18 protein-coding genes and 1 tRNA gene are annotated in these 25,268 nt (G+C 61.2%); 13 read left to right on the plus strand and 6 right to left on the minus strand.

Translation table 11 applies throughout. The features are described 5' to 3' along the window. Nucleotides 1-137: 137 nt before the first annotated feature. Nucleotides 138-3,437 (plus strand): adenylate/guanylate cyclase domain-containing protein, encoded by a 3,300-nt coding sequence (locus NKH59_RS25595; RefSeq protein ID WP_352820744.1) that lies wholly within the window; start codon nucleotides 138-140, stop codon nucleotides 3,435-3,437. A 19-nt stretch (nucleotides 3,438-3,456) separates the two neighbouring features. Next, nucleotides 3,457-4,137, plus strand: coding sequence for a peroxiredoxin-like family protein (locus tag NKH59_RS25600; RefSeq protein ID WP_352470916.1), 681 nt, complete (start codon nucleotides 3,457-3,459; stop codon nucleotides 4,135-4,137). Between the two features lie 85 nt (nucleotides 4,138-4,222). Here NKH59_RS25600 and NKH59_RS25605 read toward each other — a convergent pair whose 3' ends face one another. Continuing rightward, nucleotides 4,223-7,195, minus strand: coding sequence for a trifunctional glycosyltransferase/class I SAM-dependent methyltransferase/polysaccharide deacetylase (locus NKH59_RS25605; RefSeq protein WP_352834869.1), 2,973 nt, complete (start codon nucleotides 7,193-7,195; stop codon nucleotides 4,223-4,225). Nucleotides 7,196-7,275: 80 nt separating this feature from the next. Then, nucleotides 7,276-7,407, minus strand: coding sequence for a glycosyltransferase (locus NKH59_RS25610; protein ID WP_352470878.1), 132 nt, complete (start codon nucleotides 7,405-7,407; stop codon nucleotides 7,276-7,278). A 138-nt stretch (nucleotides 7,408-7,545) separates the two neighbouring features. Between NKH59_RS25610 and NKH59_RS25615 the strand changes: the two genes are divergently transcribed. The 6 genes from NKH59_RS25615 (at nucleotide 7,546) to NKH59_RS25640 (ending at nucleotide 15,392) form a co-directional block, all read left to right on the plus strand. Beyond that, nucleotides 7,546-7,776 (plus strand): hypothetical protein, encoded by a 231-nt coding sequence (locus tag NKH59_RS25615; protein WP_352470877.1) that lies wholly within the window; start codon nucleotides 7,546-7,548, stop codon nucleotides 7,774-7,776. A 38-nt stretch (nucleotides 7,777-7,814) separates the two neighbouring features. Further along, entirely contained in the window at nucleotides 7,815-8,480 is a 666-nt protein-coding gene (locus tag NKH59_RS25620) for a DUF3450 domain-containing protein (protein WP_352470876.1), read from the plus strand. A gap of 7 nt (nucleotides 8,481-8,487) precedes the next feature. Next, complete coding sequence (locus NKH59_RS25625) at nucleotides 8,488-11,145, plus strand: OmpA family protein (RefSeq protein ID WP_353023454.1); 2,658 nt, start codon at nucleotides 8,488-8,490, stop codon at nucleotides 11,143-11,145. Nucleotides 11,146-11,160: 15 nt separating this feature from the next. Beyond that, entirely contained in the window at nucleotides 11,161-11,652 is a 492-nt protein-coding gene (locus NKH59_RS25630; RefSeq protein ID WP_254818889.1) for a Rab family GTPase, read from the plus strand. Between the two features lie 3 nt (nucleotides 11,653-11,655). Further along, on the plus strand, nucleotides 11,656-12,726 hold the full coding sequence (locus NKH59_RS25635; protein WP_352834864.1) for an adenylate/guanylate cyclase domain-containing protein: 1,071 nt from the start codon (nucleotides 11,656-11,658) through the stop codon (nucleotides 12,724-12,726). A gap of 440 nt (nucleotides 12,727-13,166) precedes the next feature. Next, nucleotides 13,167-15,392 (plus strand): mechanosensitive ion channel family protein, encoded by a 2,226-nt coding sequence (locus NKH59_RS25640; RefSeq protein ID WP_352834861.1) that lies wholly within the window; start codon nucleotides 13,167-13,169, stop codon nucleotides 15,390-15,392. Nucleotides 15,393-15,524: 132 nt separating this feature from the next. Here NKH59_RS25640 and NKH59_RS25645 read toward each other — a convergent pair. Then, nucleotides 15,525-15,599, minus strand: a tRNA-Gly gene (locus NKH59_RS25645). A 230-nt stretch (nucleotides 15,600-15,829) separates the two neighbouring features. Between NKH59_RS25645 and NKH59_RS25650 the strand changes: the two genes are divergently transcribed. From NKH59_RS25650 to NKH59_RS25665, 4 genes are all read left to right on the plus strand, one after another. Further along, complete coding sequence (locus NKH59_RS25650; RefSeq protein ID WP_352921575.1) at nucleotides 15,830-16,327, plus strand: prolyl-tRNA synthetase associated domain-containing protein; 498 nt, start codon at nucleotides 15,830-15,832, stop codon at nucleotides 16,325-16,327. A gap of 85 nt (nucleotides 16,328-16,412) precedes the next feature. Beyond that, on the plus strand, nucleotides 16,413-17,405 hold the full coding sequence (trxA, locus tag NKH59_RS25655) for a thioredoxin (protein ID WP_352458335.1): 993 nt from the start codon (nucleotides 16,413-16,415) through the stop codon (nucleotides 17,403-17,405). 163 nt (nucleotides 17,406-17,568) lie between these two features. Further along, nucleotides 17,569-18,240 carry an LON peptidase substrate-binding domain-containing protein gene (locus NKH59_RS25660; protein WP_353023455.1) on the plus strand — a complete coding sequence of 224 codons (672 nt, stop codon included), beginning with the start codon at nucleotides 17,569-17,571 and terminating at the stop codon, nucleotides 18,238-18,240. A 206-nt stretch (nucleotides 18,241-18,446) separates the two neighbouring features. Beyond that, nucleotides 18,447-18,686 carry a Trm112 family protein gene (locus tag NKH59_RS25665; RefSeq protein ID WP_023675986.1) on the plus strand — a complete coding sequence of 80 codons (240 nt, stop codon included), beginning with the start codon at nucleotides 18,447-18,449 and terminating at the stop codon, nucleotides 18,684-18,686. Nucleotides 18,687-18,728: 42 nt separating this feature from the next. Here the strand turns inward: NKH59_RS25665 and NKH59_RS25670 are convergent, their stop codons facing one another. Genes NKH59_RS25670 through NKH59_RS25680 form a run of 3 tightly spaced genes read right to left on the minus strand, consistent with a single transcriptional unit; the run spans nucleotide 18,729 to nucleotide 24,515 of the window. Further along, nucleotides 18,729-22,025: an error-prone DNA polymerase gene (locus NKH59_RS25670; protein ID WP_353023456.1), complete on the minus strand. Its 3,297-nt coding sequence runs from the start codon at nucleotides 22,023-22,025 to the stop codon at nucleotides 18,729-18,731. Continuing rightward, nucleotides 22,022-23,500: a DUF6504 family protein gene (locus NKH59_RS25675; protein WP_352772875.1), complete on the minus strand. Its 1,479-nt coding sequence runs from the start codon at nucleotides 23,498-23,500 to the stop codon at nucleotides 22,022-22,024. The genes NKH59_RS25670 and NKH59_RS25675 overlap by 4 nt, the downstream gene beginning before the upstream one ends. Further along, a complete protein-coding gene (locus NKH59_RS25680) occupies nucleotides 23,433-24,515 on the minus strand; it encodes an ImuA family protein (RefSeq protein WP_353023458.1) in 1,083 nt (360 codons plus the stop codon). The genes NKH59_RS25675 and NKH59_RS25680 overlap by 68 nt, the downstream gene beginning before the upstream one ends. 183 nt (nucleotides 24,516-24,698) lie before the next feature. On the opposite strand from NKH59_RS25680, the gene NKH59_RS25685 reads away from it, so the two are divergent. Next, the gene (locus tag NKH59_RS25685) at nucleotides 24,699-25,121 is read left to right on the plus strand and encodes a metallopeptidase family protein (RefSeq protein ID WP_023680515.1); all 423 of its coding nucleotides are present in this window, start codon (nucleotides 24,699-24,701) and stop codon (nucleotides 25,119-25,121) included. Nucleotides 25,122-25,268: the final 147 nt, after the last annotated feature.

Genomic DNA, 25,268 nt, shown 5'->3' on the forward strand with positions numbered 1-25,268 from the left:
GCGGTCTGCCACCGGACCCACACGGATCGCCCGCTGCCGCTTGCCCGCCGACGGCTATCGGTGCATCCTTGTGAATAGCCTGGCCGTGAAGTGCGAGCGAGATCACGCCGTCACGGCCACTAGTGAGGTCTTGTTCGATGGACTGCTCGGGCTGCGGTTTCGAGATTGAGGGCGGTTACGCCTTCTGTCCGAGGTGTGGCAGGCGCCAGCCCGTGCCATGCGCCAGTTGCGGCTACACCTGCGCACCTGATTTCGAGTTCTGTCCGAAATGCGGGGCAAGCGTCGGTGCGCCCGCAAAAGCCGTCGAACGGCCTGCTCCGGCACCAAGCCGGACCATTGTGTCGCCTTCTCGAACTCCGTCGCTGCTTCCGAACATCGAAAGCGAAGAAGGGCTGCATCCCGTCTCTGACGCCGATCGCCGGACGGTAACGGTCCTGTTCGCCGACCTTTGCGGCTTTACGACACTCAGCGAGCAGCTCGACCCCGAGGTCATGCAAGCGCTGCAGAACAAACTGTTCAAGGAATTGACGGCGGCCGTGCGAAACTTTGGTGGGTTCGTCGACAAATTCATCGGCGATGCGCTGCTCGCTTTGTTCGGTGCGCCGGTCGCGCATGAGGACGATCCGGAACGCGCGCTTCGTGCCGCTCTCGACATGATCGCCCGGACGGCGCGGCTCGGCGAAAGCACCCCCCACTCCGGCTCGCCTCTGTTACTCCACATCGGCATAAACACTGGTCCGGTCGTTACTGGCGGATTGGGCATCGGCACCGCCAGATCCTATTCCGTGACCGGCGACACAGTGAATACGGCGCAACGCCTGCAATCGCTGGCCGCACCGGGTGAGGTGCTGGTAGGCGAGCTCACTCACAGGCTGACCCGGCATGCCTTCTCTTATGAGTCGCTGGGTGATGTCGTGTTTCGCGGCAAGGCTGGCAGCGTGCTCGTTCATCGACTGGACGCACCGCTAGCGGTGCCGCGTGCAGCGCGCGGGCTCGAGGCGCTCGGCCTCAGTGCGCCGCTAATAGGTCGTGGTGCGGAGCTCAATAGAATGATGGCGAGCCTTGACCAGGCGTGCGGCGGCTCGGCCCAACTTGTCCGCCTCGTCGGAGAAGCCGGCATCGGGAAATCGCGGCTGGTGAGTGAGTTCGTCGCCCGCGTCGGCGACGACGAGCGTTTTCGCAACGTCGCCGTGCGGCAGGCCACGTGCTCACCGCTGGGTGAACAATCTTTTGGCGCCTTGGGCGCAGTGGTGCGCAGCGCTGCCGGGATGATGCAAAACGACAATGGGGACGAAATGCGGGGGAAGCTCGCAGGCTTGCTTGCCGATCTCGGCCTGCAGGGCGAGGAGGCGAAGCGGCTGATGCCTTTGCTCTACCATGTGCTTGGCCTTGGCGACCCCGATGCCACCTTGCAGCATGTCGAGCCCGAGCAGCTGCGGCGGCAAATTCTCTACGCAGTCCGCACAATCATCGAACGGCGGCTTGCGTTGTCGCCGCTATTGATTGTCGTCGAAGACCTGCACTGGGCCGACGCCGTGTCGCTCGAGGCACTACGTTTCGTGATGGACAGGTTGGAACGCACGCGGTTGATGTTGCTGGTCACGCATCGTCCGGCGCCGGACAACGACCAGCTCGACTCAAGTCGGGTCAGTCACACAGCGCTCAGGCTTCCGCCACTCAACAATGATGACGGACGCAGCCTGCTGGCAGCGCTTTTCGGCGAGAGCTGGGTAAGCTCCGCGGGAGGGCTTCTCGACCAGATCCTCGAGCGCGCGGGCGGCAACCCCCTTTTTGTAGAGGAAATCGTTCGCGGCCTTATCGATCGCGGTGTACTGGTGCGAGAGGGCCAGCGATGGCGGACTGTGGCAGGCGAAGTCGCAACCGGCATCCCCGCCACTATCCAGGCAATGTTGCTTGCTCGCGTCGACCGGCTGCCCCAAGAGGTGCGCCGGTTGGCCCAGGAGGCCGCGGTAATCGGCCCGCGCTTCGATGCCACACTTCTGAAAACCGTGACAGCCGACCCCGGCCGGCTCGAAGCCGGCTGCGAACTGCTTTGCGATGCGGAAATCATCGAGGAAGTTGCCGGATCAGGCTCGGTCTCGTCTCAAAGCTACCGCTTTACGCAAACATTGCTGCAGGACGTGATCTACCAGAATCTGCTCCTGCAACGCCGGACCGAAATCCACGGGCGGATCGGTGCTGCCTTGGAGCAACTGTGCGGCGACGAGCCGGAACGGCTCGAGGATTTGACCGTGCTCGGTCATCATTTTGCACAGAGCGCCGAGCGGGAGAAGGGCGCGCATTACCTGCAGGCGGCAGGCGATCGCGCTCGCATGATATATGCCAACGACGACGCCCTTCGTTTCTACGAGCGAGCACTGACTGCGTTGGGCGCGATCGGGCAAACACCGCTCAAACTGGCAATTGCAGAGCGCATTGCCGATTTGAGCGGCCCGGCAGGCCGCCGCGAGATCGCGCACCACCACTATGAGACGGTGTTGCAGGCATACCGCGAGTCAGCCAATCGCGTCGCCTCGGCGCGAGTTTTGCGTAAGATCGGTCGGCTACTCTGGGATGTCGGCAAGCGGGACAAGGCAGAACCCCGCTATGCTGAGGCGGCAGCGCTCCTCGATGGAGCGGATGCCCCGATCGAGCAGGCGCATCTGTGGCAAGAACGTGGCCGACAGGCGTTCCGTAGCGGAGATCACGCTCTCGCGGCAAAATGGGCAGACGCGGCGCTGGATTGCGTAGGCACACTGACAACGGAGCATGTCTCCGAGATAAGGTGTGATGCCACTCTTGTGACCGCCGAGGCACTCAATACCAAGGCTGTCGCGCTGGCTCGCCTTGGGCGAAACCGTGAGGCCGTGCGTCAGGTTGAGCGTAGCATTGAATTGGCCGAAGCCGCCGGTCTGCTGGGCGCGGCCTGCCGCGGCTACACCAATCTCGGCGTGCTTTACACGACCATCGATCCCGCAAAGGCGATGGAGGTCTGTCGGCGCGGTCTTGAAGTGGCGCGCCGTATTGGTGATTTGGGTTTCCAGGCGCGCCTCCTCGCCAATCTGGCGGTCGCTTGTTGTACTTTCACGGATCGCTGTCCAACGGAGGGCGTACCCGCTGCCGAGAAGGCCATCGAGATCGACCGGGCGCTCGACCAGCGCGAGCACCTGCCGGTGCCTTTGATCGTGCTTGGGCAAATCCACCAGTGCAACGGCCGTCCGGACCTGGCGGTTGGGTTGTTCCACGAAGCACTGGACGTAGCTCGCGAAACGGGCGAACCCCAACTGCTGTTTCCGTGTTATGATGGTCTCGCAACGCTTAATCTCGATCTCGACAATCTGGCCGAGGCCGAACGCTACTTTTCCCTGGCGCAGGGTATATGCGCCCAGCACGGGCTCGACCCGGAAGCGCTTGTGGTGCTGCCTTTTCTCGACTAGCCGGGGTTGGAGGTTGGAAATGTCCGCGCGTAGTGACTTGGTGCCGCTTCAACCGGGCGACCGTGCGCCAAACGTGGTACTCGACGCCATTACCCAGGAAGGCAAGATCGCGCTTGACGATTTTCGCGGCCAAAAACCGGTGCTGGTCGGCCTGTTTCGAGGTCTGCATTGCGCGTTTTGCCGGCGCCATATCGCCGCCCAGGCGCGGCTTGATCCGGAGCTGCGCGAAAGGGGCGTGGAGAGCCTGACGGTGGTCAACACGCCGATCGAACGGGCGCGTCTCTATTTCCGCTACCATCCGATGCCGAATCTGCTTGCGGCCTCCGATCCTGAACGCGCTTCACATCGTGCTTTTGGACTGCCCAATCTCGAATTCACCCAAAACGAGACGAACTGGCCGTACAAGGTCTCGATGGCAGCGGCAAAGGATATGCGGGTCGACATACCAGGCGAGTTGCCCGGTCCTATGGATCCTCTTGCGGCCAGTGAAATGCTCAACAAGAGGGACCATTACGAGCTGACCGAAGCCGACGAGCAGATGCTAGCAACGGGACACGGACAATTGGTCGGTCAGTTCCTGCTGGACCGGCAGGGGATCGTCCGCTGGAGCTTCACGGAGGTTCCAGAGGGTGGGCGATACATGTTTGGGGCGCCAAGCCCGCAGGAGCTGATGTCAGCCGTATCGCAAGTCGCCCAATAGACTTGCGAACGAGGTAAGCGGGCGGGACACGGAATAAAAAGCGGAACCAATTTGTTACGAATCTAGACACTGACAAGTTCACGGTTCATGCGAGCACGGCCTCGACAACGGCAACAAAGTCATCGAGCGAACGATCCCCACGAATCTCGATGCGCGGAAGGTCGATGGGATCGCAATCGAGGTCCGCCGGTCCGTGTCTGCCGCCGAAGCCGATTCGATAGCCGCACTCCTTGGCCAGCCTGCCAAGCCGTCGGTCGGTGACAGAGAAGGGTGCCGCGAACGCCGCGGTTGGCCGACCGGTCCACCGTTCGATGAACATACGAGAGCGCAGGAGCTCGGCGGCCAAGTCAGAGCTCGACAGACCATCGATCGCGCGATGCGTCGCCAGATGGCTTCCGAAGAACGCACCTTCGCCGGCGAGGCGTCGCACCGTCCCGGCGTCCATAAGCTGCGTCGGCGGGCCGCTGTAGGCGTCCCACTGTGCACTTTCACCCACCAAGTCCGTCACCAGGAACACTTCCGCAGTCAGGTCGTTCGCGCGCAAGGCCGGCCAGGCATGGTCGGCAAAGTTCTGGAAGCCGTCATCGAAGGTGATGAGCACTGGGCGGCCAACGAAAGGCTGACGGTTGGCGATGAACCATTCCAGCTGCTCGGAGCTAATCGCGTGAAAGCCATTGGCGCGCAGCCATGTCATTTGGCTGGCGAATGCGGCGGGCGCGAGCCGAAAACGGGCGAGCGCGGCCGGACCTTGATCGGAGACACTGTGATACATGAGGACAGGGATACGCTGCCGCCGCTCGCTATGTGCGACGTCGCGGCGCAAGGCCCGCGCCCCGCCCCAGACGATATTTCGCGCGACTCCGATTTCGATGGGGGCGCGGATTGGCACATGATCTATCGTCGGTTCCGTCGCCACGTCGCCTGGTGACAGGCGGCGGAAGCGGTCTATGCGGTAGAGCTCGGTCTGGATCGATTGCTCGAGAACGAGGCCGTGGGTCGCTGCCAGCGTCTCTGAGATCGCTTGTGCACCGAATGTGTTCCAGTCGAAGCCCGTCCTTTCAACATTGTCTCGTAGCACGAATGCGTGTGCGCTGATGAAACTGCCACCAGGCGCCAACGCCTCAACAAGTTTTTTGGCGATGCGCCGCAACTCGGTGAGATCGTCCAGGTAGTAGAGCACTTCCGAACAGACGATCAGATCCATCTCGCCCGGCAGCGTGTCCGCAGAAAAATCCAGTACGCCGAACTCAACGTTCGGCTGATCACTGCATCGCGCGCCCGCCCGCCCGACGGCTACGGCGGAGATGTCAGTTGCGGTCAAATGGCCCACGCGCGGCGCCAGCTGCCGCGTGAAGTGGCCCTCCGCGCAGGCCAGCTCAAGCGCCCGTCCGATGGGACCGGCAGGCAGAATTTCGAGCTGCCGCTCATATTTTTCCTGCTCATAGGGCGAACCGTAGTTCCAGGGATCCTCGATCGCAAAATGGCGATTCCAGAAAGATGTGCGGTCATTGTCGCGCCCATCCGCGGCCCGTGCACGGCGCGGCGCTGCAAAAGGCTCTTTAGTTTCGGCGCTCGACCGAACCAGCGCCTGCGCTTCCGCGGCCAATCCCGCAAGTTTGCCGAAATGGCTGTCCTGATCAGACCGGCGTCCCGCCATGGACAACAATGCCTCGGCTGCAGACATGTTTGACTTGTCGGCACCGGCGCCCTTTTGCGGTGCATCTACAGGCGATCGCCTCGCAAGTCGCGCGGCACTGTGCATAGGCCGCTCAGAGGGCAGGAAATTCAGGATCAATTCAATCCAATGACGCCTCGTCACTCTCCCGAGTACGCCGAACTGCACGAGAGCCTCGATCTGGCCATCCATCATCAGATGGGCATAGATTTGATCGATTCCTTTCGGTACTTCGATCGAGGCCGGATTTCGCACGTCGACACGAATTCCAAGTGTCCGCGCCAGCCTGCGCGGCGCGGCAAGATCGTCGACATCGAGCAGCATTTGCTCAAAGTGATACTGCACGCGGCGAGCCGCGTCCGGATTATTCCAGACCTTGCCGAGTTCGAGGATCAACTCGGTGAGGGAAGCGCCGAACCTGTCCCACCTGGCAGCCAATTGCGCTGGCACCGACAGGCTTCCTACCATAAGGCCATCGACGGCCACCTTGGCGATCTCACGCGCCCACTTACGTCCTGCTGGGAGCGCGCGCAGGGACTGCGGGTTGATCGAGCGCGAGCCGCAGCCGCAATCCGATGCGGCGTTCCACAACGCGAACCACGCGAGTGCTTCTGAAGCGGTGTGGCCGTTCGCGTCGGTCGCTCCATTGGCGTGAGCCGATGGCGGGTGTTTGACCCTGGGATCGGCGGAAAAGCCGCGAGCGATCACGACTTCGCCATCTGCCAGCATCTGCGCCGAATTGCGGCTGAGCGCGTTGGGGCTGGCCCGATAGAAAGCGAGCGGCTCGTCGACCATCACCCAATTTTTGCCTAGACGTGCGAGGCGCTGCCACAGATCCCAGTCCTCGCAGGTGCGCAGCGACACGTCGAAACCGCCCAACTCGACAATTATCTCCCGATCGACCAGCAGCGCGTGAGTGCGGACGGCACACCGGCGGGCGAACGTTTCGAAGGGTTGAATCGCAACCTCCGTTGCGATGCTCGACGCCGTGAGTTCGCCATCGGGCATCACGCGTCGGGAACCGCAATAGGCAGCCACTGCATCGGGAGCGGATTTCAGTGCGGCCAGCATTTTGGCAAGGAAGCTGGCATCCACCCAATCGTCCGCATCCAGAAACATGAGCCAGTGGCCGCGCGCCTTCGAAATCCCGCTATTGCGCGCGCCGGCGGGGCTATGCGCGCAAGAGCTCAACATCCGAAATCGGGCATCGTGCTCTACATAACCGGCGATGATCGCAGGGGTGCGGTCCGTGGAGGCGTCGTCGACGATGATCGCCTCCCAATCCACTATTTCCTGATCAAGAAGGCAATCGAGTGAGCGCGCCAGCGTTACCTCCGCGTTGTGCGCAGGAACCACGATTGAAACCAAGGGATCATGCGCCACGCCGTCTTACCCGCGCCTGGTTCGAGGTAGAACAAGATGTGTTGATCTTTCTCGGCGTAGGCCGTCACAATCGACGCCGATCAGTCCGTCGACCCATCGTCCATCACCACTATATCCAGTATCTGGCAGGTCTGCCGGCGGATGCCGGCACGCATTGTGCCGACGGTTTGCTCGGCATTGAGCATCGGTACCACACCGCCCTGCGGTAGCATCCTGGATCATCGAGCTTTCGTTTTCTTCGGCAAGAGTTGGCAAATGTCAAAACCGGATGACGGCATCGGCTGGCAGCACTGCCCTGTCAAGATAAGGGCGAATTGGAGGCGGGCAAAAAAGACTTGAACACAGGCTGAATGGCAGCGCGCATGCCCGACGGCTTGGAGCTGGGGTCGATGCGCCAGGGCATCTCCGCTCTCGCATTTCATCTGCATAAAGATGATCGCGGGCGAAGACGCGAGCGCGAGCTGATCCGGATCGAGCCGCATGTCGAAATCTACCCGAATGGGGACGTTCGAACCGACTTAAGCCGCGAAGATTCCGGCTTGCGGGTCGACAATTTTACTGGCAAGTTTACCAGTTGCTAAATTAGCGCTGTGGCAATGTTCAAAAGAAGGGGCATGGGATGGCCAAGGAATCTTCGAGTACCGCTTCTTCGGCAAATAAAGCGGACGCAAATCTGATAAGTAATGCAGACGGAAGCGGGCTGACCTTCATGGCGGGCCAGGCTCGCGAGAGCGGAGCCCCCGGCGACGCTGTAGGTGTCGACAAGATACGTGATCTGCTGTTCGGCAACCAGATGCAGGACTATGACCGCCGCTTTTCCAAGCTTGAAGAACGGGTCTTGCAGCGCTTCAAGGATGTCGAATCCGAGGCCAAGCGCAATCTTGAAATGTACGAGTCAAATGCAAAGAAGCAGGTTGACTCGCTTGCGGCGCAATTGCGGAACGAAAAAGACGCGCGAGCCGACGCCGATAAGGAGATTGATCGGAATCTTCGCGAGCAAAATCAGGCGCTCGAAAAGCAGGTGCGCGCGTTGTCGGATCAGTTGAGCGAGCTTGAGCGGGAAGTTGCGGACCGGATAAATCGAAACGATCATTTGCTGCGTGAGGAAATCAAGCAAAAGAATGAAAGCATTCAGATGCTGATGGAGAAAATGTTTTCCGATCTTGGCAATGTCAAGACCGACCGAAATCTTTTGGCTGGCCTGTTTGTTGAGGTTGCAAAATGTCTAAATCAGGATCCCGTCGGCAGCAAGAACAACTCGGAGCGTACCTGGAAAGTGAGTTGATCGGAACTTGACGTCGACTGTCGACCCAATCAGCCTCCCTCAAAGAGCAGCTTCGAACGATACAGAGATTGATCGCGAGGCGCTGGCTCGCCTTTTGATCGAAATTGCCCGGAACGTTGATCCGGACTATCGTGCGCGTCTCGACGGAATCCCAACCGCCGACCCTCGCATGGAAACGCTGCGCCAGTTGCTGGTCGGCCGCGAAATTTCGGAGCTTTCACGAGTTACGCACCTGCTCGACGAACCCGAGCAGCTTGCGGCTGCAGTGGGGAGCGTTCTCCCCAGTGCAGCCGCACGTGCGCCTCATGCGCAACTCGGAGAGGCCCTTGCGCCAGCTGTCGAGAGGGCCGTGCAACGGTCCATCCAGAAGAGCCCGCGTACGCTGACGGATATATTGTACCCGGTGTTTCTGCCGGCTATTCGCAAGTCGATCGGCGAAAAGATCGACCAGACCTTTCAATCGTTGAATGAAACTTTAAGACATATATTTACCTGGCACGGGCTCAAGTGGAGACTTGAAGCGTGGAGAACAGGAGCAAGCTTCTCAGAAGTTGTTCTTAAGCATTCTCTTGTTTATCGTGTAGAACACGTCTTTCTAATCAATCGCAATTCCGGGCTTTTGATAGCGCATGTAACTGCCGCTAATGCAACTAGCGAAGATCCTCAACTCATTTCTTCTATGCTTAGTGCAATTCAAGATTTTGTAAAAGACTCATTTAACGAGAAAGAACAGAGCGGCCTAGATACCATTCGTTTCGGAGAGCTTCGTCTCTGGTCGGAAGTTGGACCGTTTGCGACCTTGGTTGCGGTGATCCGGGGAAATCCGCCGGAGGAATTACATGAAATAATTCGCGATGTATTGCTTCGCATCCATGATGAATGCTCACAGGCTCTAGAGCAGTTTGACGGCGACAGTTCGCAGTTGGCCGGCGTAGAGACGCAGTTGCAGACCTGCGTTGAACTGAAGCAGGAGGAATCAAACCAGGGATTTCCGTGGCTGGTCGTGGCTGCAGTCCTGCTGGTTTCGATTCCGGCAGGCGGTTGGTTCCTTCTTTCCTGGCAATCCGTGCAGCGCTGGCAGACCTATGTGTCGCGACTGGGGACCCAGCCGGGCATCATCGTTGCCGAACAAAAGGTGCGTGATGGCCAATTCTATATTGCCGGTCTGAGAGACCCGCTTGCCGCCGACCCGCAGTCGCTGTTGGCCGGAACGCAGGTCGATCCCGCCCGCGTTCATTCACAGTGGCAATTCTATCAGAGTCTTGATCCGGAGTTCGTATTGAAGCGGCTAACGGCGTCGCTGGTTCCGCCGGATTCAGTACGACTTTCGATCGTCAATGGTCGCATCGTTGCCGAGGGTGAGGCTCCCAACACCTGGATAGATCGGGCGCGCGCAGCGGCCCAACAACTTTCGGCAGGCGGACCGGAATTCGACATCTCCAGGGTTCGTGATGTGAGCCCCGAAGCACGCGCGGCGGAGCACTGGCAGACTTATGTGTCGCGACTGGAGGCCCAAGCGGGAATCATCGTCGCCCAACAAAAGGTGCGTGATGGCCAATTCTATATTGCCGGCCTGAGAGACCCGCTTGCCGCCGACCCGCAGGCTCTGCTGTCCGGAACGGAGCTAGATCCCGCCCGCGTTCATTCGCAGTGGCAATTCTATCAGAGCCTTGATCCGAAGTTCGTCCTGAAGCGGCTGATGGTATCGCTGACCCCGCCGGATTCAGTACGGCTTTCGATCGTCAAGGATCGCATCGTTGCCGAGGGTGAGGCTCCCGACATCTGGATAGACCGCGCACGCGCAGCGGCCCGACAGCTCTCGGCAGGCGGACCGGAATTCGACATCTCCAAGGTTCGTGATGTGAGCCCCGAGGCACGCGCGGCGGAGCACTGGCAGACTTATGTGTCGCGACTGGAGGCCCAAGCGGGAATCATCGTCGCCCAACAAACGGCGAGGGGGGGACATTTCTATATTTCCGGCCTGAGAGACCCGCAGGCCGCCGACCCGAAGGCTCTGCTGTCCGGAACAGGGGTCGATCCTGCTCGCGTTCATTCACAGTGGCAATTCTATCAAAGCCTTGATCCGAAGTTCGTGGTGAAGCGGCTGATGGCGTCGCTGACTCCGCCGGATTCAGTACGGCTTTCGATCATCAAGGATCGCATCGTTGCCCAGGGTGAAGCTCCTGCCGCCTGGATAGATCGGGCGCGGGTCGCCGCCCAACAGCTCTCCGCGGACGGACTCTCTCTAGAACTCTCCGAGCTGCGTGAGTTGACCCCTCCGCAACTCACTCATTTGAGGGAGGCTATTCAAGCGGTCAACATTTTCTTCGATTCTGGCAAGGCTGTACCGGGACCAGAGCAACTGCCGGTTCTCGACAAATTGGCGAATCAGTTGAAGGAATTGGCCGAGGACGCCCGCAAGGCAGGCGTAACAGCACAGTTCATGTTGACCGGCCATTCGGACGAGACGGGCCGTGAAACGGCCAAGTTGTCGATCAGCGCCGCGCGCGCGGAGACAGTTCGTGCGCTTCTCAAGAAGCGCGGCGTCAATCCGGAGTTGCTCTTGGTTCGCGGCGCGGGCACCTTTGAGCCAGCGGAGATTGAAAATAGCCGAACCGGGAACTCCGCCAACCGCAGAGTTTCGGTTACGGTAAACTTCCACTAGGCGGAGCCCAGGATATTGCAAAAGAAGATCTGCATGTTGGGCGGGTTCGCTGTCGGAAAGACGAGTCTGGTTCGCAGGTTTGTGCAAAGCATCTTTTCAGAAACCTACTTGACCACGGTGGGAGTGAAAATCGACAAGAAGAGTGTCGCATTCCCGGACAAAACCGTGGATCTGATTTTGTGGGATTTGGCCGGCGAAGACGATATCGGCTCATTCCGCGTCAGCTATGTGCGAGGTGCGAGTGGGCTCGTGCTTGTCGTCGATGGAACACGCGCTGCTACTCTTGCCGTTGCGCTCACGTTGCGCGAGCGGGCCGAGGCTGAATTCGGCGCTATGCCGTTTGTATTGCTGTTCAACAAATCCGATCTGGCCGATCGGTGGGCAATATCGGATAGTGAAATTGACGAACTGAGGCAACTTGGATGGCAAATCTATCTAACAAGTGCGCTTTCGGGCGAACATGTTGATGATGCGTTTCGTCAACTTGCTTCGATGGTCAGCAAATAAACCATGAATGTCTTGCCAAGAGAAGTTAAAAGCTGGATTTACGATTTCTTCTACAACGAGCGCTCGGTCGCATATCTGAAAATCGACGCCCAGCTTTGCATAGCTGCGAAGGGCGGTAACGTTAACCATTACGGACTCTCGTCAGTTCGCATAGGTAAGCCTGTTGCCGAGCAGCTTGAATTCATGGAAGGTTTGTTGCCCTGCCCGGAGCTTCCATATGATATGGCCATGGTCGAACTGCCCAGCGGGCGTGTCGCGGACCTCCATCTTTTTGCTGACAATGCCTGCGTGTGGCTGCTCTTTCTTGACGCCACTGCCGAACGCGACAATAGGCAGCGGCTTCAACAGAAGGCTTATGAAATGACGCTTCTGCAAGAGAGGGAGCGTCAACTCAACGAGAAATTACAATCGACAAACGAGGCGTTGAGGGCGAGCCAAGAGGGATTGTCGCGTGAATACCAGCGCGCCGAAGCCCTACTCCTCAACATTCTTCCGGCGTCGATCGCGGAGCGGCTAAAAGCGCACGAACAAATTGCAGACAACCATGCGGAGGTGAGTGTGCTTTTTGCCGACATCGTCGGCTTTACGGAAAGAGCGCGGAGCGTCGGAGCCGTGACGACGCTCGCTATTTTAAATTACTTCTTCAAGGCGGCGGATCTGCTCTCGGAGCGATACGGCTGCGAAAAGATCAAGACAATCGGCGATTGTGTGATGGTGGTCGCTGGCCTGCCCACCGCGCGATCCGATCATGCGGAAGCCCTTGCGCACTATGCACTTGAACTGCGGAACGCGGTTAAGCGCGAACGCTTCGCAGGAGAACCGATAAGACTCAGAATTGGAATTCACTCAGGACCAATCGTGGCGGGCGTCATAGGCAAAAGGCGGTTTGCCTATGACCTATGGGGCGACACCGTTAATCTCGCCGCACGTATCCAAACGTCCGCGGAGCCCGATGAAATCCGCATTTCGGATGCAACTCGTCAACTGCTTGGACCAAATTTTGCTTGCGACCCACTCCAGGAAACGGAATTGCGTGGTACAGGTCGTGTGCGAATGTGGCGGCTCCCGGCCTGATTTGCCGCATGGCAGTGCCGACCCGGAAGCGCATTGCATCTCAAGCAACATCATGGTTTCGAATGTCCGCAGCGGTGCGCGAAGCAGTTGACCACCGAGTGACCGCCAAAGGTCTGTCCTGGTCATCTCAGGAAATCAGTTCCTGAGATTTAACGTCGATGCCCAGTTCATAGAACGGCCGGAGGCCTGGGCCGAGGTCGGAATGCCCTGCCCCCGGCGGCTAAATAAACACCGCCACGTACCCGGCACAGCGGTCTGGCTCGGAACGATGACGTCTTGCACCGCAACATCGGTTTCTTCAAGGTGGGGCAACAACGGACATAGATGTCGTTGCTCGCCGATCTGATCGGAAGGTTAACAGCACGATGCCACTCATGACTCGACGATTGGGAGCCAGGAACCTGGCGCGCCCGGCACGGCGTCTCGGAGACCTGACTGCGATGTTTGCCCTGATTGCCAGGCCGCTCGTCTTTGGGATCGCCCTTTTGTTGGCTGGTCAGGCGCAAGCGCAGGCGCCGGCGACCGTCCCGCCTGAAAGGGTCAAACAATTGTTCGAGCTTCTCGACGATCCGTCAGTGAAGGCCTGGGTGGCCGAACAGCGAAATCAGGACGCCGGGTCAACGGGAGCGCCCGCCGAGAGAGGGGCTTCGCCGACCGACGCATCGTCCGGCGCCGTGGCCGCACCAGGCCAGATGAATACGATGGCATCCTCGACGCTCGATGGGATCAGGCATCATATCGAAAGAATCGTGCGAACTTTGCCCTTGCTGCCAGGCCAGTTCGCGCGCGTTCGGGCAGAGACGATGGAGGATATGTCCAGCAGGGGGCCCGCCGGCGTATTTGTGCTGATTGCAATGTTCATCGCTGCCGGCCTGGCACTCACTTGGGCAACGTTCAAGCTCACCCGTCCATTTCGTCTTTGGATTATCGCGCAACCGAAGGATACGCCCGTTGGGCGAGCCAAGAAGATTGGTGGCCGCCTGCTTTATTCCAGCATGCTGATAGTCTCTTTCGCACTGGGCAGCGCCGGCGCGTTCATGTTGTTCGACTGGCCGATGCTTATCCGCGAGATTGTACTGACATTTCTGATGGCGGCAGTCGTTACATGGGGTGTGCGCATGTACGTCATGGCCACGCTCGTCCCTTCCTTCATGAACGTCGAGAACGCCGTCGAGGTTCGTGCTTTGCCGATCACCAACGAAGCGGCTGACCATTGGTCCTATTGGCTACCCCGGATCGTCGGCGTCTTCGCCTTCTTCGGCGCCGCGTTTATCCTCTTGCCAGGTCTCGGCATCGATCAGGACGGAATGACGGTCCTGTCACTGGTCGCCGATTTCGTGCTGCTGCTGCTCCTGCTGCTCGCCATTTGGCGTCGGCCAAGAACGCAGCGAGACGGTGCGCGCCACATCGGTCACACGGAAGCGACATGGCTATTGACTGCTTATTTCGTCGTCCTGTTCCTGCAGCGTATCGCCGGCCTTTATACATACTTCTGGTTCACCTTCGCCGCATTCTTCCTGCCTTTGGCAATCGTGGTGACGCAGCGCGGGGTTAATTTCGTTCTGCGGCCAGGTTCGGAAGACGTCGGCCGGCCCACGATCCCGGCGGTGACGATCGCTGTCATCGATCGCGGAATCCGAATGATTTTCATCCTGGCGGCGGCTTACCTTCTCGCACGTGTCTGGGGTCTGGACATGCAATCCATGCGGGGCAGTGATACGACGACAACATTCATATTGCGCGGCTTGATCAATGTCGTGGTCATTGCCCTTGCCGCCGACTTCGGCTGGTCGATCATCAAAGCTTTGATCGAACGAAAGCTGGGCATCGAAACACCGCACCCTGTGATCAGCGACGAGGACGTCCCGATCCTCGATCCGCAGCAGGCGCGGCTGCATACGCTCTTGCCGATCCTCCAGAATATTCTGCTCGCATCGATCATCGTGATGGCGGTGCTTATGATGCTCGCCTCGCTGGGTATCCAGATCGGCCCATTGATCGCCGGCGCTGGCGTCGTCGGCGTCGCCGTGGGCTTTGGGGCACAAACCATTGTCAAGGACGTCATTTCAGGCGTGTTTTTTCTGCTCGATGATGCGTTCCGTGTTGGCGAATACATTTCATCGGGCAATTACAAGGGTACTGTGGAAAGCTTTTCGCTGCGCTCGGTGAAGCTGCGCCACCATCGTGGTCCGCTGTTCACAATACCTTTCGGTGAACTCGGGGCAGTCCAGAACCAGAGCCGTGACTGGGTTATCGACAAATTCAACATCACCGTTGGTTATGACACCGATATCGACTTCGCTCGCAAGCTGATCAAGCGGATCGGCCTCGAACTGGCGGAAGATCCCGAGTTCAAACACTGGGTGCTCGACCCGATCAAGATGCAGGGCGTACAGGAGTTCGGCGAATACGGCATCGTATTGAGGGTCAAGGCCACAACCAAGCCGGGAGGTGCCTTCGGTATGAAACGCAAATTTTATGTACGCCTCCGCCAGGTCTTCAAGGAACAGGGCATCGAACTCCCATTTCCGACCGTCCAGGTCCAGGGGCTACAGAACCAACATGGGGCAGAGAATGCACCGTTGGAGATCACGCCCGAGTTGAAAATGGCCGTCGCGCAGTCGCACACTATTCGGCGCAGAAAAAAAGCTAGCACAACGGAATAGAAGAGCTGTGACGCCTGCTGGTCACAGTGCGGCTTTCCGCGCATCGCTCATGGCAGGGACACTCTTTTCGCCACGTAAGCAAAAGGCGCCCCGAAAGGCGCCTCTTAATCGCTTGGTTCCCCTCAAGGAAACTGGAGCGGGTGAAGCGATTCGAACGCTCGACCCCAACCTTGGCAAGGTTGTGCTCTACCCCTGAGCTACACCCGCTCGCGCGGCTTTTGGGCCGCAAGCCGCGCCTATATGGCTGAAGAGCGCGGCGATTGCAACAGGGAATTCGCAGGCTTTTTGCTTCGTCGACAATGCGGACAAGCCTCCTGCGAGACGTCGCAAGGCAATCGCCCCCGCGTTGCGCGACGGGCTTGTCTTGGCAGCATCATTGGCCGTAAACGGCGTTAGTCGAACAAGCAGTTGAAAGCGGGCCATCAGAAGAAAGACCGATGCCGAAGACCGAAGCCGAACTTTTCGCCTTTCTCGCCGGACTCGGGATCGAGGTATCGACGCGGCGGCATCCGCCGCTGTTCACGGTCGCCGATTCGCAGGCGCTGCGCGGCGAGATTGCCGGCGGCCATACCAAGAACCTGTTCCTCAAGGACAAGAAGGACAATTTCTTCCTGGTCAGCGTCGGCGAGGAGGCGGTGGTCGATCTCAAGCACATACACCATCTGATCGGCGCTGGCGGGCGCGTGTCCTTCGGCCGGCCGGAGATGCTGATGGAGCTTCTCGGCGTCGTCCCGGGCGCGGTGACGGTGTTCGGGCTGATCAACGACACCGAGCGAAGGATCAAGGTCGTGTTGGACGAGGAGCTGATGAGCCATGCGGTGGTCAATGCCCACCCGCTGACCAACGAAGCGACGACTTCCATCGCTGCCGCGGACCTGGTCAAGTTCGTCGAGGCAACCGGACATGATGCTGTTATCTTGAAAGTCTCGGCATGATCGCCACATGGGTGACTGAAACCGGGTTCTAAAGAAGGATGTTGCGCCCGTCCCTTGGCCGGCGGCGCGACCGAAAGGCGACGAGATGAGTGATAGCAACCCCTTTGGCGGCCCATTTGGCAGCAATGGCGGCCGGTATGCCACCACCGTGCAATATGGTGGCACCGATGCCGCGCGTGAGAAGGTCGCGCTTGCGGAGGCGCCGGCCGACGTCATCAAGGACACAACGACCGCTGGATTTGCCGCCGACGTGATCCAGGAATCGCGTCACCAGCCGGTGCTGGTCGATTTCTGGGCGCCGTGGTGCGGCCCTTGCAAGCAATTGACGCCGCTGCTGGAGAAGGCGGTGAAAGCCGCCGGTGGCAAGGTCAAGCTGGTCAAGATGAATATCGACGACCATCCATCGATCGCCGGCCAGCTTGGCATCCAGTCGATACCGGCGGTCATTGCCTTCAAGGACGGCCAGCCGGTCGACGGCTTCATGGGCGCCATTCCCGAGAGTCAGATCACGCAATTCATCCAGAAGGTCGGCGGCAAGAACGGCGGTGCGCCGCAAGTTGCCGAGGCGCTGGCCGCGGCCGCCGAAGCGCGCGACGCCGGGGACGTGCAGACGGCGGCCGACATTTACGATGCCATCCTGGAACAGGCGCCGGAGACGATCGAGGCGATCGCTGGCTTGGGCGATCTGCTGTTCGAGGCCGGCGATGCCGAAGGTGCCGAGGCGGTGCTGGCGCGGGCGCCGGAAGCAAAGAAGGATGCGCCCCAGCTCGCCGCGCTGCGGGCCAAGATGGCGCTCGCCGCGCAAGCAGCAGTGCTCGGCAATCCGGCGGAACTGGAACGGCGGCTGGCCGAAAATCCCGGGGATCACCAGGCACGGTTCGAGCTTGCCATGATCCAGAACGCCAAGGGTGATCGCATGGCGGCGGCCGACAATCTGCTGGCGATCATCAAGGCCGACCGCTCGTGGAACGACGACGGCGCCAGAACCCAGTTGCTGCAGCTCTTCGAGGCATGGGGCATGACCGACGAAGCAACGCTGTCGGCACGGCGCAAACTGTCGTCGCTGCTGTTTTCCTGAGCCGGCGCAGACTGTTTTGTCGCGCGGGCTTGCGGTGGGCCGCGGCTGCGCCAGATTAGGTTTTCGGACGGCGTTCGATTTCAGGTTTCCGGTGTTGCGCCTTGTGCCGGCCGGGAGGAGACGGATTTGGTGCGCTTCCTGACAAAGCGATCGGAGGATTGAGGTGCAGGCGGGAAACGCGCATTACCGGCTCGCTGCGGACTTACCGTCGACCATGCCGATCTTTCCGCTTGAGGGCGCATTGCTGTTGCCGGGAGGCCGCATGCCGCTCAACATCTTCGAGCCGCGCTATCTGCAGATGGTCGACGAGGCGATCGCCGGGCCGCGGCTGATCGGCATGATCCAGCCCAGCCTTAACGGTGCGCTGCGTCCCGACGGCGAGCCGGAGCTCTGCAATGTCGGCTGCGCCGGGCGCATCATTGCGCTGTCCGAGAGCGGCGACGGCCGTTACCTGATTTCGCTGCAGGGCGTGTGCCGGTTCCGTATTGTCCAGGAGCTCTCGGTCAAAACACCGTTCCGGCAGTGCCGGTTGGCACCCTTTCTCGCCGATCTCGACGAGGAGCAGGCAGACGCCGAGATCGACCGGCCGGCGCTGCTCAAAGCGTTTCGCGCTTATCTGCAGGCTAACGATCTGGAGGCCGACTGGGAAAGCGTCAGCCGCGCCGAAAACGCCATGCTGGTCAACGCACTGTCGATGATGGCGCCCTACGGGCCGGCCGAGAAACAGGCGCTGCTCGAAGCGGCCGATCTGAAGACACGCGCCGAGACCCTGATCGCCATCACCGAAATGGCGCTGGCGCGCGACAATGAGGATTTCGGTTCGAGTTTGCAGTAGGCTCTTGCCTTCTCCCCTTGTGGGAGAAGGTGGATCGGCGCGCAGCGCCGAGACGGTTGAGGGGTGTTGGAAGGATCGCCGTCGGTGCCAAGCTGGAACACCCCTCATCCGACCAAGCTTCGCTCGGCCACCTTCTCCCACAAGGGGAGAAGGGGAAGTCCGCGCTCGAAACCTTAACCGATTGCCTTGTGAAAAGGATGGATCGAATGGCGGATGGACGTGACGGGAACAGGACTGTCGACCCCAAGCTGCTGGAACTCTTGGCCTGCCCGCTGACCAAGGGGCCGCTTGCCTGGGATCCGGAGCGCGGCGAGCTTATCTCGCGGGTGGCAAAGCTTGCCTATCCGGTGCGGGACGGCATTCCGATCATGCTGCCATCGGAAGCGCGTGTCATCACCATAGATGATGCCATGCCACCGCCGCCGCGCCTGGGTGGAACACCCTGAGTGCTGCGGTTCAGAGCCGCTCCGTCGCGATCTTTCGCGACTCTATTGAAAATTGCGCCCTTTGGGCATGACCTTCTCTGCCTTTCCCAATAGTTCCGTTTGCGCGATGCTGCCAGGCTGAGCCTCGTCTGCACTGTCCGCAGGCGTTGCCTGCTCAAGCAGCACCGACAGCCACGGCGTCAGATCCTCGACCTTCTCGGCGACGATATGGATGACGTCCGATTCCGATTGCAGCTTGCCGGTGACGCGGATGAGACGCGCGCCCATGACGATGGGGCGGAAGCGGTCAAAAGTCCTTTCCCAGAAAATGATGTTGGCGACCGCATTCTCGTCTTCCAGCGTCAGGAAAATCGCCTTGCCATTGCCCGGCCGCTGCCGCACCAGCACGAGGCCGGCGACTGAAACGCGCCGGCCGTCCCGCACCTGGCCGAGCCGCACATTGGGCGTGACGCCGGAACGATCCAGCCTTTGACGCAGGAAGGCGACCGGGTGCGCCTTCAGCGACAAGCCAAGCGAGCGGTAGTCGTGGACGACGTGCTCGCCGAGCGGCATTGTCGGGAGCCTGGTTGCAGGCTCCAGATCGCGCAAGCGGATCGCCGGCTGGTCGAACAGCGGCAGCTTTTCGGCGGCACTCTTGCCGTCGAGCGCGCGGACCGCCCATAGAGCGTCGCGACGGTTCAATCCAAGCGACCGGAAAGCGTCGGCCTGCGCCAGTTTTTCGATCTCGTCGACGTTGAGGCCCGAGCGCAGCCAGACGTCGCGTACGGATGCATAGCCGGCGCCGCGCCTCGACACAAACGCTTCCATGCGCTCCTTCGACAGGCCCTTGACCTGGCGAAAGCCGAGCCGGACGGCATGGCTGGTCCGGATGACGCCGCGCATCTGGGCATGGCGGTCAAGGATACGATCCGGATCGAAAGGCGATTTCTCCAAGGCGCAATCCCAGCCGGAAAAATTGACGTCGACCTCGCGGATCTCGACGCCGTGGTCATGCGCGTCGCGGACAAGCTGGGCCGGCTGGTAAAACCCCATCGGCTGGGAATTCAGGATCGCGGCGCAGAACACGTCGGGATAGAAGGTCTTGAACCAGCAGGAGGCATAGACCAGCAGGGCGAAGGAGGCGGCGTGGCTCTCGGGAAAGCCGTATTCGCCAAAACCCTCGATCTGCTTGAAGCAGCGCTCGGCGAAGTCTTTTTCGTAGCCCTTGGCGACCATGCCGTCGACCATTCTCTTGCGGTAATTGCCGATCGTGCCGGTGCGCTTGAATGTCGCCATGGCGCGGCGCAGTTCATCGGCCTCGCCCGGCCTGAAGCCGCCAGCAACGATGGCGATCTTCATCGCCTGCTCCTGGAACAGCGGCACGCCCAGCGTCCTGCCGAGTATTTTTTCCAGTTCCGGCTTGGGATATTCGGGTTTTTCCTTGCCTTGCCGGCGGCGCAGATAAGGGTGGACCATGTCGCCTTGGATCGGGCCGGGCCGCACGATCGCCACCTCGATGACGAGGTCGTAAAAGCTTTTCGGCCGCAGCCGCGGCAGCATCGACATCTGCGCGCGCGATTCGATCTGGAAGACGCCGATCGTGTCGGCACGGCAGATCATGTCGTAGACATGCTTGTCCTCGGCAGGCAGAGTGGCCAGCACATAGGGCAGGCCGTACGCGTCCCGCGCCTGCGGATAATGATCCTGGAGCAGGGTGAAGGCGCGCTGCAGGCAGGTCAACATGCCGAGCGCCAGCACGTCCACTTTAAGGATTTTCACCGCGTCGAGATCGTCCTTGTCCCACTCGACCATCTTGCGCTCGTCCATCGCCGTCTTGACGATGGGCACGATCTCGTCGAGCCGGTCCCGGGTGATGACAAAACCGCCGACATGCTGCGACAAATGACGGGGAAAGCCCATGATCTCGTTGGCGCATTCGATCACATGCCTTGTCGATGGATCGGTCTGATCGAGGCCGCCGGCCTTTGTCTCCTTTTCGCCGAGCTCCGAGGTCGACCAGCCCCAGATCGAACTGGACAGCGCGCCCCGGACGTCGTCCGACAGGCCCATCGCCTTGGCCACTTCGCGCATCGCCGAGCGGCCCCGGTAGCTGACGACGGCGGCGGCCAGCGCGGTGCGCTTGGTGCTGTATTTGGAATAGATGTACTGGATGACCTCCTCGCGCTTTTCATGCTCGAAATCGACGTCGATGTCGGGCGGCTCGTTTCTTTCCTCGGAAATGAAGCGTTCGAAAAGCGTTTCGATCTTGTCCGGGCCGACTTCGGTGATGCCAATGCAGAAGCAGATGATCGAGTTGGCGGCAGAGCCGCGCCCCTGGCAGAGAATGTTCTGGCTGCGGGCGAATTTGACGATGTCGTGGACAGTCAGGAAATAGCGCGCGTAGTTCAGACGCTCGATCAGAGCGAGCTCCTCCTCGATGCGCTGCGTCACAAAAGCGGGCACGCCCGAGGGGTAGCGGATGGCGGCTCCCTCCTTGGCCAGCCTTTCCAGTTCGGCCTGCGGCCCAAGACCCGATTCCGTCGGCTCGTCGGGATAGTTGTATTGCAGGTCACTGAGCGAGAAGGTCAGCTCGCCGGCAAAACGCAGCGTTTCCGCCAGCGCTTGCGGATGCCTGCGAAAAAGCCGTGCCATCTCCAGCGGCGGCTTTAAGTGACGCTCGGCATTGGCCGCCAGCTCCAGCCCCACCTCGGCGACGGGCACATTGAGGCGGATCGCCGTCAGCACGTCCTGCAGCGGGCGCCGTTCCAACGTATGGTAGAGAACATCGTTGGTCGCCATCAACGGGATGCCGGCCAGCTCCGCCATCGCCGCCGCCTGCTCGATACGGAAGCGGTCGTTGCCGCGGTAATCCGGCGAAACCGCAAGCCACAGGTTTTCACCGAAACGATCCTTGAGCCGGCTAAGGAGTGCGAGGCTGGTTTCCGCGTCCGCCGACACATCCGGCAGTATGGCGAGCGACAGGAGATCGCCCCATTCGAGAAGATCGCTCTGTTTGAGGAGCGTCGCCCCTTTTTCGTTCTCGTCACGCAGATTGGCCTGCGTCAGCATGCGGCAGAGATGACCCCAGCCCTTGCGATCCTGCGGGTAGGCGAGGATGTCCGGCGTGCGGTCGCAAAAAACCAGGCGGCAGCCGGGATGATAGGAAACACCCTCCACCTTGGCCTGCTGCCAGGCGCGCACCACGCCCGCCACCGTGTTGCGGTCGGCGAGACCGATCGCCGAAAACCCCAGGAATTTTGCCGCGACCACCAGCTCCTCCGGTTTCGAGGCACCGCGCAGAAACGAGAAGTTCGACTGGATGCCGAATTCGGCATAGGGGTTGGCCGTCAGCGCATTCATGCGAAGATCCCATGCATGAACCAGCGCGGCGGGACTTGAGAGGCGCCGTAAAGGCCCTGGCGATAGAGCCAGTAACGGCGGCCATCGGCATCCTCGATGCGGAAATAATCCCGGGTCGGGGCATCTTCTCGTCCCGCCGCCCCTCGCCACCATTCCGGCGCGATGCGCTCCGGCCCTTCGGCGCGCGCGACCCGATAGAGCGCGCGCCGCCAGCGGAAGTTCAAAGGCGGGCCTTCCGGCATTTCGGTGGCCGGCACCTCGATCGGCTCGGGCGAACGGAAAAGCCGGATCGGCCGTTCCGGCTGGAAGACGGTCGTGGGAGCGTCCTTCGCCTTGTCTGGCTGCTTCGGCGGCGAGCTTCTCTGCGGCGCCTCCGTGAAGGGAAGGGTGGCGACGGCGCGCTCCGGCAAATGGCTCTCGACGGCGACCGACTTCAAGACCGCGCCTTCGCCGAGCCGAGCGCGAATGCGGTCGGCAAAAAGCGCGATATCGGCACCGTCGTCGCTCGTCTTGCCGGCAAGGTCGGCCTGCTGCATGTCGAAGGCGGCGGCGGTCAGCACCGAAAGGCGCACGAGATCGAAGCCATAGCCGGCGTCGATATCCTGTTCGAGCGCGGCAAGCCTTTCGTGGAACAATTTCTGGATCAGCCGCGGCTCGCGCAGAGGCCGCGAGGTGCCGACGGCGATGCGGCTGACGCCGCCATCGACGCGGAAAAGCAGCAGCGCCAGCCGCCTTGCGCCCTCGCCGCGACGCTCGAGGTCGCTCTTCAAGGTGGTCGCCAGCATGCCGGTCAGCCGCTCGATGTCCTCGGTCAGCATGATCGGCTCGGCAAGGTGACGCTCGACCGAAAGCGGTGCCACCGGCAGGCGCGGCGACACGGCCTCCTCGAGGCGGCCAAGCGCCTGGTCGAGGCGCAAGAGCAGCGATGCGCCGAAGCGGCGGGCCAGCGGCGCGCGCGGTGCCGCCATGACGGCGCCCGCCGTGCGCAGGCCGACGCTTTCGAGGCTGGCGCGTACCTCCGGGTCGATGCGCAGCGCCGCCAGCGGCAAGGGCGCGAGAAGCGCTTCCTCCTCACCATCGGGCACGATGCGGTCGCCAGCAAACCGCGCCGCCGCCCAGGCAGCACCAGGCGTGGCGGCAAGCCCGGCGCGGACATCGAAGCCCTGATGGAAAAAACGCGACAGGATATCGTCCAGCATCGAGCGTTCGCCGCCGAAAAGATGGGTGCAGCCGGTGACGTCGAGATAGAGGCCGTCGGTCCCGTCAAGCGCCACCAGCGGGGTATAGCGGTCGCACCAGTCGGCGAGGCCTTCGAGCAGGCGCCGGTCGGCCTCCGGATCGGCCTCCACGATGTCGATCGAGGGATGCATGGCGCGTGCGTCGGCTATGCCCATGCCGCGCTTCAGATTAAGCGCCTCGGCCCGCTCGTCGAGGGCGGCGATGCGCTGGGCGTTCCGGTCGCGGTGACTGATCACCAGCGGCAGGTGATCCGACGGCCGGGAACGCCAGGACCGCCCCAGACGCTGCCGCAGGATCCTCTCGGCGGCGAGATGCGGAAACCACAGGGATAGGATTCTTTGGCCGTTCTGGGGTCCATTCCTGAGACCTTCCTTGCTCGCCCCGTCTTTCTTCGAATATGCGTTCATCGGGGTTCCACTCCAGTGTGAATTTTCCGGGCAAGGCCGTGCGGCTCTTGCCGATAGCGACGGTGAAGGCGGGTCGGCCGATCGAGCCGGCGAGCGGCCCGGCAAGCGTCTTACGCGTTGCCGCCGGTGCCGCCGACAGGATGAGGCGGACGGGCGCTGCCGTCGGTTCGGGCTCGCCGGCCTGGCGCAGCAGGAACAGCGGCCGGCCCGCACTCTGCGCGCGGGCGTGCAGCCGCCGCGTCGCGGTGAGGTCAAGCCGCTGCGGGCTGCCGCGGATTTCGAGGATGACGGCGGCCAGCGCCGTCATCCGGGCAGCCTGCTCGGCGATCCACAGCGCATCGAGCAGCCTTGGCGCCTCGGAAAACAGCAATTGCTCCGGCTCGATGCCGAAGAAGGCGTGAAGCCCCCTGGCATAGGGAAAGCCGGCCTCGCGGAAAACCTCTGATGTGCCGATCCACAGCACCGGCAATCGCGGCCCCTGGCTTAGGATCAGGCTGACGAGCGACAAGGCAAAACCGGCAACGGCCCCGGCATCGCGGGTCGCGGCGCCATGAAACTCGCTCACCGCCGCCTTCGGCAGGCCGCCGCTCAGCGCAGCATCGAGGCGCTCGGCGCCGGTGCGCAAAAACGCATCGGGCGGCGCCACGGCAAGGCCGCGCCGGACAATGGTCAGATTCCGAGCGGGTGTCGGATGCCGAGAGGGTGTCAGACTCTGACGAGGGACATCCGCGTCAAACGACGAACTGGCCGGCGCCTCCAGGCGCTCGGGCAAGGTCCCTTCGATCTTCGCGATCTGGCGGCGCAGGGCAAAAACAGTCTCCCGCGCCACGGCGCTTGTCGCCATGACGGTCAGCTTCCACTCACACTTGTTCCTGTTATGTTCTCTAGGATTCCAGAGGTCGCCCGAAGAGTCAAGCGGAGTCATGGGGAATTTATTCCTGTAGTGGGGGCATGGCACGGGCACTCCAGCCCGACCATTTGCCGAGTCCGGCCTGAAAGCCTATATGCCGGGATCAAAGGACAAAGCATGGCTCGCATCTACCAAACACGCATCTGGCACGACCAGCTTTCGCCAACGATGGAGGAAATCGAGCTCCTGGCGCTGGAGGCCTATGCCCATCTGCCGGAGGACTTTCGCAAGTTGACCGGCGAGATCGTCATTCAGATCGCCGAATTCCCGACCGACGAGATCATGGACGACCTTTCGCTGGAAACGCCCTTCGACCTGCTCGGCCTGTTCGAGGGGCGCGGCATCGCCGAGCGCTGGAATCCGCAGACCGGCGAGGGGCCGAACCGCATCACCCTCTATCGTCGCGCCATCCTCGACTACTGGGCCGAGAACGAGGAAACGCTGGGCGACATCGTCACCCATGTGCTGATCCACGAGATCGGCCACCATTTCGGCCTGTCGGACGACGATATGGAGAAGATCGAGGAAGCAGCAGAGTGAGCGACCCCGCTCCTCGTCATCCTGGGGCGGAGCAAGGAGCGAAGCGACGCGGCGCAGACCCCAGGATCCATATGTGGACGGCGCCCTGCCTGCAACGGTTGTTTTGCGTCGTTTTCGATCGCTTGCGTCCATATGTCCGGCCTTTGA

Origin of the sequence: Mesorhizobium sp. M0998 (assembly GCF_040318885.1) — a bacterium.
Lineage (GTDB): Bacteria > Pseudomonadota > Alphaproteobacteria > Rhizobiales > Rhizobiaceae > Mesorhizobium.

Excerpts from the sequence above, each read along its gene's own strand:
- NKH59_RS25595 (WP_352820744.1), top strand. The coding sequence starts at position 138 with ATGGACTGCTCGGGCTGCGGTTTCGAGATTGAGGGCGGTTACGCCTTC.
- NKH59_RS25600 (WP_352470916.1), top strand. The coding sequence starts at position 3,457 with ATGTCCGCGCGTAGTGACTTGGTGCCGCTTCAACCGGGCGACCGTGCG.
- NKH59_RS25610 (WP_352470878.1), bottom strand. The coding sequence starts at position 7,407 with ATGCTACCGCAGGGCGGTGTGGTACCGATGCTCAATGCCGAGCAAACC.
- NKH59_RS25615 (WP_352470877.1), top strand. The coding sequence starts at position 7,546 with ATGGCAGCGCGCATGCCCGACGGCTTGGAGCTGGGGTCGATGCGCCAG.
- NKH59_RS25620 (WP_352470876.1), top strand. The coding sequence starts at position 7,815 with ATGGCCAAGGAATCTTCGAGTACCGCTTCTTCGGCAAATAAAGCGGAC.
- NKH59_RS25635 (WP_352834864.1), top strand. The coding sequence starts at position 11,656 with ATGAATGTCTTGCCAAGAGAAGTTAAAAGCTGGATTTACGATTTCTTC.
- NKH59_RS25640 (WP_352834861.1), top strand. The coding sequence starts at position 13,167 with ATGTTTGCCCTGATTGCCAGGCCGCTCGTCTTTGGGATCGCCCTTTTG.
- NKH59_RS25650 (WP_352921575.1), top strand. The coding sequence starts at position 15,830 with ATGCCGAAGACCGAAGCCGAACTTTTCGCCTTTCTCGCCGGACTCGGG.
- trxA (WP_352458335.1), top strand. The coding sequence starts at position 16,413 with ATGAGTGATAGCAACCCCTTTGGCGGCCCATTTGGCAGCAATGGCGGC.
- NKH59_RS25665 (WP_023675986.1), top strand. The coding sequence starts at position 18,447 with ATGGCGGATGGACGTGACGGGAACAGGACTGTCGACCCCAAGCTGCTG.
- NKH59_RS25670 (WP_353023456.1), bottom strand. The coding sequence starts at position 22,025 with ATGAATGCGCTGACGGCCAACCCCTATGCCGAATTCGGCATCCAGTCG.
- NKH59_RS25680 (WP_353023458.1), bottom strand. The coding sequence starts at position 24,515 with ATGGCGACAAGCGCCGTGGCGCGGGAGACTGTTTTTGCCCTGCGCCGC.
- NKH59_RS25685 (WP_023680515.1), top strand. The coding sequence starts at position 24,699 with ATGGCTCGCATCTACCAAACACGCATCTGGCACGACCAGCTTTCGCCA.